This is a genomic window from Mycobacterium sp., from assembly GCF_019247615.1.
Lineage (GTDB): Bacteria > Actinomycetota > Actinomycetes > Mycobacteriales > Mycobacteriaceae > Mycobacterium.
Window position 1 is genome coordinate 1 of record NZ_JAFBAT010000066.1, and the last position, 10,719, is coordinate 10,719.

11 protein-coding genes are annotated in these 10,719 nt (G+C 66.5%); 10 read left to right on the forward strand and 1 reads right to left on the reverse strand.

The window, feature by feature from the left end:
* The first annotated feature begins 128 nt into the window (after positions 1-128).
* From JO059_RS04325 to JO059_RS04345, 5 genes are all read left to right on the forward strand, one after another.
* Positions 129-1,298 carry a CoA transferase gene (locus JO059_RS04325; RefSeq protein WP_293314876.1) on the forward strand — a complete coding sequence of 390 codons (1,170 nt, stop codon included), beginning with the start codon at positions 129-131 and terminating at the stop codon, positions 1,296-1,298.
* 82 nt (positions 1,299-1,380) lie between these two features.
* Positions 1,381-1,959, forward strand: a complete 579-nt coding sequence (locus JO059_RS04330) for a hypothetical protein (protein WP_293314877.1) — start codon at positions 1,381-1,383, stop codon at positions 1,957-1,959.
* 71 nt (positions 1,960-2,030) lie between these two features.
* Positions 2,031-3,338 carry a hydroxyacid-oxoacid transhydrogenase gene (locus tag JO059_RS04335; RefSeq protein ID WP_293314878.1) on the forward strand — a complete coding sequence of 436 codons (1,308 nt, stop codon included), beginning with the start codon at positions 2,031-2,033 and terminating at the stop codon, positions 3,336-3,338.
* A 9-nt stretch (positions 3,339-3,347) separates the two neighbouring features.
* The gene (locus tag JO059_RS04340) at positions 3,348-3,833 is read left to right on the forward strand and encodes a thioesterase family protein (protein WP_293314879.1); all 486 of its coding nucleotides are present in this window, start codon (positions 3,348-3,350) and stop codon (positions 3,831-3,833) included.
* Between the two features lie 61 nt (positions 3,834-3,894).
* Positions 3,895-4,335, forward strand: a complete 441-nt coding sequence (locus JO059_RS04345; RefSeq protein ID WP_293314880.1) for an SRPBCC family protein — start codon at positions 3,895-3,897, stop codon at positions 4,333-4,335.
* On the opposite strand, the gene JO059_RS04350 is transcribed toward JO059_RS04345, so the two are convergent.
* Positions 4,321-5,061, reverse strand: coding sequence for a GntR family transcriptional regulator (locus JO059_RS04350; RefSeq protein WP_293314881.1), 741 nt, complete (start codon positions 5,059-5,061; stop codon positions 4,321-4,323). The two genes, JO059_RS04345 and JO059_RS04350, sit on opposite strands and share 15 nt — an antisense overlap.
* Positions 5,062-5,211: 150 nt before the next feature.
* On the opposite strand from JO059_RS04350, the gene fadD5 reads away from it, so the two are divergent.
* The 5 genes from fadD5 to JO059_RS04375 form a co-directional block, all read left to right on the forward strand.
* Positions 5,212-6,882, forward strand: coding sequence for a fatty-acid--CoA ligase FadD5 (gene fadD5 / locus JO059_RS04355; RefSeq protein WP_293314882.1), 1,671 nt, complete (start codon positions 5,212-5,214; stop codon positions 6,880-6,882).
* Positions 6,883-7,145: 263 nt separating this feature from the next.
* Positions 7,146-7,925 carry an ABC transporter permease gene (locus JO059_RS04360; protein WP_293314886.1) on the forward strand — a complete coding sequence of 260 codons (780 nt, stop codon included), beginning with the start codon at positions 7,146-7,148 and terminating at the stop codon, positions 7,923-7,925.
* 1 nt (position 7,926) lies between these two features.
* On the forward strand, positions 7,927-8,796 hold the full coding sequence (locus tag JO059_RS04365; RefSeq protein ID WP_293314883.1) for an ABC transporter permease: 870 nt from the start codon (positions 7,927-7,929) through the stop codon (positions 8,794-8,796).
* Between the two features lie 5 nt (positions 8,797-8,801).
* A complete protein-coding gene (locus JO059_RS04370; RefSeq protein WP_293314884.1) occupies positions 8,802-10,148 on the forward strand; it encodes an MCE family protein in 1,347 nt (448 codons plus the stop codon).
* Positions 10,145-10,719, forward strand: a 575-nt coding sequence (locus JO059_RS04375; protein WP_293314885.1) for an MCE family protein, incomplete at its 3' end; no start/stop codon positions are given. The genes JO059_RS04370 and JO059_RS04375, both read left to right, overlap by 4 nt.

Consider the following 10,719-nt stretch of genomic DNA (forward strand, 5'->3'; position numbering starts at 1 on the left):
TTCTGCACATGGGTCAACGACCCCCGCGAGCCGGAAGAGCTGCCGCCGGACTGGCGACCCGAGTCCCCGGCCTCGGAAGCTCTGCCCGACGATCCACCCTTCTAGGGCCGCTGATTATTGTCCGAGTCATGGCGGGACCGCTGGAAGGCATCAAGGTCGTCGAGCTCGGAGTTTGGGTGGCCGGACCGGCCGCTGCGGGCATCCTGGCCGACTGGGGTGCCGACGTCATCAAGATCGAGCCGCCCACCGGTGATCCGGGGCGACTGTTCGGTCGAATGCTGGGCTGCGATCTCGGGGTCAATCCGCCGTTCGAAATGGACAACCGGTCCAAGCGCAGCATCGTCCTGGACCTCACCACCGACGCCGGCCGCGACACCGCATTCGAATTACTCTCCGACGCTGACGTTTTCGTGACCAATGTGCGGCCCGGGGCATTGAAGCGTCTCGAGTTCGACTTCGAGTCGGTCTCGGCCCGCAACCCCCGGCTGGTCTACGGCCTGATCACCGGCTACGGCGAGGCCGGGCCCGATGCGGATCGAGCCGCCTACGACGTGGCCGCCTTCTGGTCCCGCGCCGGGGTGGCCCATCTGCTCACTCGGCCCGGCGATACGCCGCCGTTCCAGCGCGGCGGAATGGGCGACCACTCGGCCGGCATGACGCTGGCGGCCGCGGTGTGCGCGGCGTTGCTCGCTCGCGTGCGGACCGGGAAGGGCCAAATGGTGAGCACCTCGCTGTACCGGCAAGGGGCCTACACCGTGAGCTTCGACCTCAACACCTATCTGCTGACCGGCCAGCCGATCGCGGTCGGACAACGCGAATCGATGGGCAACCCGTGCATGAACAACTACACCGCCGGCGACGGGCGACGTTTTTGGATCGTCGGGCTGGAAGCCGATCGCCACTGGCCCGCGCTGTGTCGCGCCGTGGGGCGCCCCGAGTGGTGCGACGATCCCCAGTTCCGCGACGCCCGCGCCCGCGCCGCCCACGCGATGCGCTTGATCGCCGAGTTGGACGAGATATTCGCGACCCGCCCGCTCGCGGAGTGGGCGCAGATCTTCGCGCGCGAGAAAGATTTCTTCTGGTCGCCCGTCAACGCGCTGGAGGATGTCGTGGCGGACGAGCAGTTCCACGCCGCGGGCGGGATCGTCGACGTGCCGGACAACGAATCCAGCGTCGCGATGGTCGCCACGCCGGCGGATTTCCAGGGCACGCCGTGGATGCCGCGTTCTGTCGCACCGCAACTGGGGCAGCACACCGACGAAGTTCTCGCAGAACTCGAGGCGCGACGCCAATCCTGAGCCGTCCGTCGCGGCTTTACAAATTTGTACCCAAGTGTCACGCTGGGCGGTGAGTCGTGTTACGCAGCGCAGGAACGGATCGATGATCATTCCAACATTAGGCGTCAGCCATAACAGCCGGGTTACCCCCGCACGAGCGATCCGATCAGACGATGACTGCCTGCGCTACCGGCTGGACGTTGTCGCCGTTAGCGTCGCCGACATCGTGCGGTCTGCCGGGGGTTGGCTCTGTGACCGGGTGATGGCCGGTTGGGAGGTGACCGCGCTGCTACCGCCCGGAGCCGATACCCGCGCGCTGCGAATCCTCGGGGTGCAGGCCTTCGACGCCGATGCGCGGTTCGCCCTCGCGGGATCGAGGGGCTGGTGCCTGGCGGTCAGCGGCGAGGCGTTCACCGCCGATGCGGGGCTACGGGAGAAGGTGCTCGCGTACCTGGACGACCGGTTGGCCGAGGTCGCCGTATGGGGTGAGGGGTGGCCCATGAGGGTCGACCGGTCGATGATCCGGGCCGAGCATGTGCTGAGCGCGGCCGCGCGGCGATTCAAGCACGCCGCCCTTGACGCGGCCGGACTCACCTGCCCGACGGTCGAGCCCACCGAGACACTGCGGTGCGATGGCCATTCGCCGCTATGTCCGGCGCCAATTCCCCTGCGCCGCCCGTAGTTACGACGCGCTTGGGGGATGAACCCGAGCGTATGCGGTAGATTGCCGTCGCGACCGGCTCAGGAGGAGTGATGGCCTGCTGTGATGTCCCAATAGCCGCCGAGGACTGCGACGGCGCCTTCACCGTCGACGCTTCGCGGGTGACCTTCGGGCGCGGTTGCCTGGCGGAAGTGGGTGACAGAGCCGGCGCTCTCGGATTGCGGCGGGTGGCATTGTTTTCCGACGCAGCCGTGGCCCGATTGCCCATTTTCGCCGAGGCCCACGACTCGCTGGTGGCGGCCGGGATGGACGTCGTCGCCTACACCGACGTACACGTGGAGCCCACCGACGCGTCTTTTCTCGACGCGGTGCGCTTCGCGCAAGAATGCAAGCCGGACGGCTACGTGTCCCTGGGCGGCGGCTCGGTCATCGACACCTGCAAGGCCGCGAACCTGTACACCACCTATCCCGCCGACTTCCTGACCTACGTCAACGCGCCCGTCGGCGAGGGCGAACCCGTACCGGGCACGCTCAAGCCGCACATCGCGTGCCCCACGACGGCGGGCACGGGCAGCGAGGTGACCGGCATCGCGATCTTCGACCTGGTGTCGCTGTCGGCGAAGACGGGCATCGCCTCGCACGCGCTGCGTCCGACCGAGGCGCTCGTCGACCCCGACTGCACCGCGACTCTGCCGCCCGAGGTCGTCGCCTCGGCCGGCCTCGACGTGCTCTCGCACGCGTTGGAGTCCTACACCGCACGGCCTTACATCAGGCGGCCCGCGCCGAAACGGCCCAGCCTGCGCCCGATGAGTCAGGGCGCCAACCCGTGGAGCGACCTGGGCTGCCGCGAGGCATTGCGACTGCTGGGGCAGTTCTTGGAGCGTGCGAACAACGACGCCACCGACGCCGAGGCCCGCGAGCAGATGATGTGGGCGGCAACGCTGGCGGGCATCGCGTTCGGCAACGCGGGCGTGCACGCACCACACGGCATGGCCTACGCGGTAGCCGGACTGGTGCGTGACTTCCGCCCCTCCGGCTACCCGGCCGACGAGCCGCTCGTGCCGCACGGCATGGCCGTCATTCTCAATGCACCGTCGGCGTTCCGCTTTACCGCCGAGGTGAACCCAGAGCGGCACCTGGAGGGCGCCCGACTGCTCGGCGCCGATACGCGAGGCGCCGACGCCGAGGACGCGGGCGAGGTGCTCGCCAACGAACTCATCCGCATCATGCGGGCGGTGCACATGCCGAACGGGCTCAGCGGCGTGGGCTACACCGACGACGACGCGCCCGCCCTCACGGAGGGCGCCTACCCTCAGCAACGCCTTCTGCAGAACGCTCCGCGGGAGATGACGAAACCTGTTCTGGCCGACCTGTTTCGGCGAGCCATGCGCTACTGGTAGTCAACAACCATGACTACGGCTCCAGCGGTCCCGCCCGCGCCCGACGGCCTGACCAGCCGGCACTTCCCCGTGCATTGGCCCGTCCTGACCAGATGGGCCGACAACGACATGTTCGGCCACCTCAACAACGCCGTCTACTACCAACTCTTCGACACCGCGATCAATGCCTGGATCAACACCACCACCGGTCTCGACCCCCTCACCACGCCTTCCCTCGGCATCGTCGCCGAGTCGGGCTGCCGCTACTTCATCGAACTGCATTTCCCCGAGCGCCTCGCGGTCGGCATCGCGGTCACCCGGTTGGGCCGCAGCAGCGTCACCTACCGGTTGGGGGTTTTTCGCTCCGCCGCGGAGTCGGAAGCCGCGAAAGATGCCCAACCGATCACCGCGCTCGGGCACTGGGTGCACGTCTACGTCGATCGGACCAACCGCAAGCCGGTCCCGATTCCGGACGCCATCCGCGCGCTGCTCGAGACGGCCTGCGTGGACCCCTAGCCCCCAAATCGCGCCCCGGGCGGTCAGTTTCGACGCCACCACACCCGGTTATGCTTCGCCAATGCCAGTTCTGAGCAAGACCGTCGAGGTCAGTGCCGACGCCGCCTCGATCATGGGGATCGTCTCCGATTTCGAGGCGTATCCGCAGTGGAACGAGGGGATCAAGGGCCTATGGGTGCTCGCCCGCTACGACGACGGGCGTCCCAGCCAGCTACGCCTGGACACCGAGGTTCAGGGCATGTCAAGCACGTTCATCCAGGCCGTCTACTACCCGGGGGCAAACCAGATCCAGACCGTCCTGCAGCAAGGTGATCTGTTCTCCAAGCAGGAGCAGCTGTTCAGCGTCGTGGAGACGGGCGCGTCGAGCTTGCTGACGGTGGACATGGATGTCGAGACCACCATGCCGATCCCCGCGCCCATGGTGAAGTCGCTGCTCAACAACGTGCTCGACCAGCTCGCGGAAAACCTGAAGCAGCGCGCCGAGCAGCTATCCGCCAACTAGCGGCCCCTCAGCCCGTCGAGTAACAGCGTCGGGCCAGTCGAACACTCCGGTGCGCTCGAGCATCTCGGTCAACCGACTGGCCGCGTCGGTGAATTGCCAGACCGTGTACTCGATTACGGCGGCGGCGTCGCGCCGGCGCAGTGCGGCGATCAACTGCCGGTGGCTGTTGACCGCGTCGGCGCCCCATTGTGGATCGGCCGCGTACACCCGCACGGGCATGTATCGCGCGGCGTTCAACAGGAACCAGGCCAACTTGATCCTGCCGCTGGCGTGGTAGAACACGCGATGAAACGCGAACTCGATGACGGCGATCGCCTCCGCGTCGCCGGACCCGATGGATTCCGCCAGCGAGTCGTTGATGCGGTCGAGTTCGCCGATCTCCGCATCGGTGATGTGGCCGGTGGCCGCGGCGGCCAGTTCCTTGGCGATGGTTGCCTGCAGCCAGAAGATGTCCTGGATGTCCTGGCGGCTCAGCGGCAGCACGACGTGACCGCGGTGCGGCTCGAGCTGCACCATGCCCTCACCGCGAAGTTTCAGCAGGGCCTCACGCACTGGCGTGACGCTCACCCCGAGTTCCGCCGCGGTCTCGTCGAGTCGGATGAACGTCCCCGGCCGCAAGGTCCCGGACATGATCGCCGCACGCAAGTGCCCCGCGACTTCGTCGGACAGCTGTGCCCGGCGCAGGCGCGGCCGAGTCCTCGGCCTGGAAAATATCGGTGCGTTCACGGGAGCTGCCAGGGCCTTTCAGGGCTTGGCGGGGCTTGGCCGGGGTCTTGTCAGGCAGACGTCAAAGCCATAGTGTGACCCACACAACACCATGTTTTATCAAATATCAACCTGACGCAAGCGGTGCGAGAGGTGAGGGGGAGGCATAAGTTGACCGCGCAACTGGCCGGCCACCCGACCCGGGCCGCACTGCTTCACGAGCAGCCGTACCTGGCGCGGCGGCAGAACTGGGTCAACCAACTCGAGCGGCATGCATTGATGCAGCCGGACGGCACGGCCCTGCGGTTCCTCGGCCACACCGTCACCTGGGGCAGCTTGTATCGCCGCGTCGTCGCGCTGGGTGACGCGTTGGGCCGCCGGGGAGTCGGCTTCGGGGACCGCGTCATGGTCCTGATGCTCAACCGCACGGAATTCGTCGAGTCGGTGTTGGCCATCAACTACCTCGGGGCCATCGCGGTTCCGCTGAACTTCCGGCTGACGTCGGCCGAAATCGCCTTCCTGGTGCGGGACTGCGAGGCCCGCGTACTGATCACCGAATCGGTCCTCGCCCCCGTAGCCACCGGTGTCAAGCACATTCAGGACACGCAGGCCCTGCTTGACACGGTCGTCGTCGCCGGCGACTCGACCGACGCCGGCATCCTCGGTTACGAAGAGCTGATTAACGAGGTCGGTGCCTCACAGGGGCCCGTCGACATCCCAAACGACTCGCCGGCGCTCATCATGTACACCTCCGGCACCACCGGCCGGCCGAAGGGGGCGGTGCTCACCCACACCAATCTGGCCGGGCAGACGATGACCGGGCTCTACACCTTGGGCGTCAATATAAATAGCGACGTCGGCTTCGTCGGCGTCCCGCTTTTCCACATCGCCGGGATTGGCAACCTGCTGACCGGCATGCTGCTCGGGCTTCCCACCGTGATATATCCCGCGGGCGCATTCAACCCCGGGGAGCTGCTCGACGTGTTGGCGACGGAGAAGGTCACCGGCCTCTTCCTGGTTCCGGCGCAGTGGCAGGCCGTGTGCGCCGAGCAACAAGCCCGGCCCCGCGACCTGAAGCTGCGGGTGATGTCGTGGGGCGCCGCGCCCGCACCGGATGCGTTGCTGCGGGAGATGTCGGCAACGTTCCCGGGGACTCAGATCCTGGCCGCGTTCGGCCAGACCGAGATGTCGCCGGTGACGTGCATGCTGCTCGGCGAGGATGCGATCCGTAAGCGCGGATCGGTCGGCAAGGTGATCCCCACGGTCGCCGCCCGCGTGGTCGACGAGGACATGAACGACGTGCCCGTCGGCGAGGTCGGGGAAATCGTCTACCGCGCACCGACATTGATGAGCGGTTACTGGAACAACCCCGAGGCCACGGCGGAGGCGTTCGCGGGGGGTTGGTTCCATTCCGGCGACCTCGTCCGAATGGACGCGGATGGCTACGTGTGGGTGGTGGACCGCAAGAAGGACATGATCATCTCCGGCGGTGAGAACATCTACTGCGCCGAGGTGGAGAACGTTCTCGCCAGCCACCCCCGGATCGTCGAAGTCGCGGTCATCGGCCGCGCCCACGAGAAGTGGGGCGAGGTGCCGATCGCGGTCGCGGCGATCACCCGGGACTCCATGGAGCTCGACGACTTGACCGACTTTCTGGCCGATCGACTGGCGCGCTACAAGCACCCCAAGGCCCTCGAGATCGTGGATGCGTTGCCGCGTAACCCGGCCGGAAAGGTCCTCAAGACCGAACTACGAGTTCGCTACGGAACCGCCGCTAGAAGTGAAAAGCGTTCTGTACCAGGAGATTCAACGACAAGAGGGGAGAGCCGACCGGAAACGTAACGTTTGCTCACTGTCGACGAAGGGTTAATTGTGTCTATGCGGTTCACACCTGCACGACCATCGGGTACATTCCTGTGGTCGCCGTTACTACTTGCGGGTAGGAAGCCGATGGTCACAGTCGTTGAGTCGGGGCTCGGTGGGGGCACCCCCGGCTCCCCAGGAGCGAGGGGGCAAGGCGTGCGACACGATCCGCCCCGGCGCTGGCAGGCACACGGTGCCGGCGTGAGGGGGCAGCGGTGACGACGTCGGCGCGTGGTCCATACCTGGTGAGCTACCTGCGCGATCGGCTGCAGACGCCGCTGACCCTCGTCGGTGGGTTCTTCCGGATGTGTGTCTTGACCGGAAGAGCACTGTTCCGGTGGCCGTTTCAATGGCGCGAGTTCATCCAGCAGTGCTGGTTCATCATGAGGGTGGCTTTCCTGCCGACCATCATGGTCTCGATCCCCCTGACCGTGCTGCTGATCTTCACCCTCAACGTGCTGCTCGCCCAGTTCGGCGCCGCCGACCTGTCCGGCGCCGGAGCGGCGATCGGTGCCGTCACCCAGCTCGGCCCCTTGACCACGGTGCTGGTGGTGGCCGGCGCCGGGTCGACCGCGATCTGCGCGGACCTGGGAGCGCGCACGATTCGCGAGGAGATCGATGCGATGGAGGTCCTTGGCATCGACCCCATCCATCGCCTCGTGGTTCCCCGGGTGATCGCAGCGACCCTGGTGGCAACGCTGCTCAACGGGCTGGTGATCACCGTCGGCCTGGTGGGCGGCTATCTCTTCGGGGTCTACCTGCAGAACGTGTCCGGCGGGGCCTACCTGGCCACCTTGACCACCATCACCGGCCTGCCCGAGGTGGTGATCGCGACCGTCAAGGCCGCGGTGTTCGGGCTCATCGCCGGGCTGGTCGGCTGCTACCGGGGGCTCACCGTACGCGGCGGGTCAAAGGGGCTGGGTACCGCCGTCAACGAGACGGTGGTCCTCTGCGTGGTCGCCCTGTATGCGGTCAACGTGGTGCTGACGACGATCGGCGTGCGATTTGGGACGGGGCACTGACATGTCGACCGCTGCCGTATTGCGCGCCCGCTTTCCGAGGGCAGTAGAAAATCTCAACCACTACGGCGGTGCCGCGGGCCGCGCGCTCGACGACATCGGCCAGATGACGTGGTTCGGCGTGGTCGCTTTCGGAAACATCCCGCATGCGCTGCGCAACTATCGCAAGGAGACGCTGCGGCTGATCGCCCAGATCGGCATGGGCACCGGTGCCATGGCCGTCGTCGGCGGCACGGTCGCGATCGTCGGTTTCGTGACGCTGTCCGGTAGCTCCCTCGTCGCGATCCAGGGTTTCGCCTCCCTCGGGAACATCGGGGTCGAGGCGTTCACCGGCTTCTTCGCCGCGCTCATCAACGTGCGGATCGCCGCCCCCGTCGTGACGGGCATCTCGATGGCCGCGACGGTCGGCGCCGGGGCCACCGCCGAGCTCGGGGCCATGCGCATCAGCGAAGAGATCGACGCCCTGGAAGTCATGGGGGTCAAGTCGATCTCGTTCTTGGCGTCCACCCGAATCATGGCCGGGCTGGTGGTGATCATTCCGCTCTACGCGCTGGCGATGATCATGTCGTTCCTGTCCCCGCAGATCACGACGACGGTGCTCTACGGGCAATCCAACGGCACGTATGAGCACTACTTCCGGACGTTCCTGCGCCCCGATGACGTCTTCTGGTCCTTCGTCGAGGCCATCATCATCACTGCCGTCGTGATGATCACCCACTGCTTCTACGGGTACACCGCCGGTGGCGGTCCGGTCGGCGTCGGTGAGGCCGTCGGGCGATCGATGCGCTTCTCCCTGGTCTCGGTGCAGGTAGTCGTTTTGGCCGCCGCGTTGGCGCTCTACGGCGTCAACCCCAACTTCGCACTCACGGTGTAACCGCCATGACCACCACGACAGGCCCCGGCAAGGTCAACGCCCCGCGGAACCCGCCGTACAAGTGGGCCGGCCTCGCGCTGCTGTTGGTCGGTGTCGTGGCTCTTGTCCTGGTCTATGGGCAGTTCAGGGGCAACTTCACGCCCAAGACCAAGCTGACAATGCTGGCCTCTCGCGCCGGACTGGTGATGGACCCCGGCTCGAAGGTCACCTACAACGGCGTGGAGATCGGCCGGGTGGCCAACATCTCCGAGACGACCATGGACGGCAAGCCGGCGGCCAAGTTCACCCTGGACGTGTATCCCCGCTACCTCAAGCTGATTCCGGCCAACGTCAATGCCGACATCAAGGCGACCACGGTGTTCGGCGGCAAATACGTGTCGTTGACGACGCCGCAAAACCCGTCGCCCCAGCGCATCTCGCCGAAGACGACGATTGACGCCAGGTCGGTCACCACGGAAATCAACACGCTGTTCCAGACGATCACCTCGATCTCGGAGAAGGTGGATCCCGTCAAGCTGAACCTGACGCTGAGCGCCGCCGCCCAGGCGCTGGCCGGGTTGGGCGAGCGGTTCGGGCAGTCGATCGTCAACGCCAACGCCGTCCTCGACGACGTCAACCCGCAGATGCCGCAGGCCCGCCACGACATCCAGGGACTGGCGGCGCTGGGCGACACCTACGCCAACGCCGCGCCGGATCTGCTGGACGCCCTCAACAGTTCGGTGGTCACGGCGCGCACGATCAACCAGCAGCAGAAGGACCTCGACCAGGCGCTATTGTCCGCTGCGGGCTTCGGCAACACCGGCGCGGACATCTTCCAGCGGGGCGGACCGTATCTGGCGCGCGGGGCCGAGGACCTGGTGCCCACCGCCCAGCTGCTCGACACCTACAGCCCGGAGCTGTTCTGCACCGTCCGCAACTATCACGACATAGAGCCGACGGCGCGGACGTTCCTCGGCGGCAACGGGTACTCGCTGAACGCCCACACCGAGCTGCTTTCGGGTTTGGGACTGCTCCTGAACCCGCTCTCGGCGGTCACCCTGGTCGGACTCATCGGCATCTTCGCCCTGCCGACCCAGAGCCTCTCGTCGCTGGGCAACTTGGCCACCCTGGTGGGCGGCGCGCCGAACCCGTATATATGGCCCGAGAACCTGCCCCGGGTGAACGCCCGCGGCGGTCCGGGCGGTGCGCCGGGTTGCTGGCAGCACATCACCCATGACCTGTGGCCGGCTCCGGAGTTGGTGATGGACACCGCCAACAGCCTCGCGCCGTACAACCACGTCGACACCGGCTCTCCGTATGCGATCGAGTACGTCTGGGGTCGCCAGGTAGGGGATAACACGATCAACCCATGAAAATCACCGGTACCGTTATCAGGCTCAGCATCTTCTCGTTGGTGCTGCTGGTCTTCACTGTGATGATCGTCGTGGTATTCGGCCAGATGCGGTTCGACCGCACCTACGGTTACTCGGCGGAGTTCACCAGCATCAGCGGATTGCGCAATGGTCAATTCGTTCGCGCCGCCGGCGTCGAGGTCGGCAAGGTCAGCTCGGTGAAGCTCGTCGACCACGGCAGGCGGGCGCGGGTGGAATTCAACGTCGACCGCGCGATACCGCTGTACCAGTCGACGACGGCCCAGATCCGCTACCTCGATCTGATCGGCAACCGCTACCTCGAACTCAAGCGCGGCGAGGGCGAGGGCGCCGATCGGGTCCTGCCCCCGGGCGGCTTCATCCCGGTGTCGCGAACGTCCCCGGCGCTCGACCTGGACGCGCTGATCGGCGGCTTCAAGCCGCTGTTCCGGGCGCTGGACCCGCAGAAGGTCAACACCATCGCGACCGCGCTCATCACGGTGTTTCAGGGTCAGGGCGGCACCATCAACGACATCCTGGACCAGACCGCGCAACTGACCAACCAGCTCGGCGA